Here is a 1309-nt window from a genome sequence, read left to right on the forward strand (position 1 = left end):
GAGCCGCAGGAGATTCGAGATGTTCCAGTACCGCCAAGTGCTCGCGCGGCTGCGCGCGGGCGACTCCGAGCGCGACATCGCGCGCTCCAAGCTCATGGGCCGGCAGAAGCTGGCGGCGCTGCGCGCGCTGGCCGTCGAGCACGGCTGGCTCGACCCGGCGCGCGAGCTGCCCGACGAGGCCGCCATCGCACAGGCCGTGGGCGCCGGCCGCCGTGCCAGCAGCACCGTCTCCAGCGTCGAGCCCTGGCGCGAGCTGGTCGCGCAATGGCAGGCCGCCGGCGTGCAGGGCAAGGCCATCCACGCGGCCTTGCGGCGCCAACATGGCTACACCGGCAGCTACTCGTCGGTGGCACGCATGCTGGTGGCCCTGCGCGGCTCTCAGCCGCCCGAGGTGACCGTGCGGCTGAGCTTCGAGCCCGGCGAAGCGGCCCAGGTCGACTTCGGCGCCGGCCCCGTGCTTATGCACCCGGACGGCCAGCCGCGGCGCACCTGGGCCTTCGTGATGACGCTGGCGCACAGCCGCCACCAGTACGTCGAGTTCGTGTGGGACCAGACGGTGGCCACCTGGCTGGGCTGCCACCGCCGCGGCTTCGAGTGGTTCGCCGGCGTGCCCGCACGGCTGATCATCGACAACGCCAAGTGCGCCATCACCCGCGCGTGCGCCAAGGACCCGCTGGTGCAGCGCGCCTACGCCGAGTGCGCCGAAGGCTACGGCTTCAGGATCGACGCCTGTCCGCCGCATGACCCACAGAAGAAGGGCATCGTCGAGGCCGGCGTGAAGTACCTCAAGGGCAACTTCCTGCCCACGCGCAGCTTCCGTGACCTGAGCGACCTGAACGCGCAGGCCAAGGCGTGGGTACTGGAAGAAGCCGGCACGCGCGTGCACGGCACCACGCGCACCAGGCCGCTGGCGCTGTTCGAGCTCGAGCGTGCACACCTCAAGCCGCTGCCGGCAGTGGCGCCGGACCTGGGCAGCTGGCACCGCGTGGTCGTACATCGCGACTGCCACGTGCAGTTCGAGCGGGTGCTGTACTCGGCACCGTTCGCGCTGGCGGGCAAGACGCTGTGGCTGCGCGCCACCGACGCGGCGGTGGCGCTGTACGAGGAGTTCCGCCACGTCGCCACGCACCCGCGCGGGCGCCGCCCGGGCGAGCGCCTCACGGTGCGTGATCACCTGCCGCCAGCCGCGCAGGCGTTCTTCGCGCACGACCGCAGCTGGTGCGTCGCCCAGGGCGCCCGCATCGGGCCGGCCTGCCAGCGGCTGATCGAGCACCTGTTGAGCGATCGCATCGTCGAGCGCCTGCGCGGT

At 72.3% G+C, this 1309-nt stretch carries 1 protein-coding gene; it reads left to right on the top strand.

Going from position 1 to position 1309, the window contains the following annotated elements; genetic code table 11:
* Nucleotides 1-19: 19 nt before the first annotated feature.
* A partial coding sequence (gene istA / locus E8D38_RS27735) for an IS21 family transposase (protein WP_140637501.1) occupies nt 20-1309 on the top strand: 1290 nt, incomplete at its 3' end.

It is taken from the genome of Methylibium rhizosphaerae, assembly GCF_006386545.1.
In the GTDB taxonomy this organism is placed as follows: Bacteria; Pseudomonadota; Gammaproteobacteria; order Burkholderiales; family Burkholderiaceae_C; genus Pseudorivibacter; species Pseudorivibacter rhizosphaerae.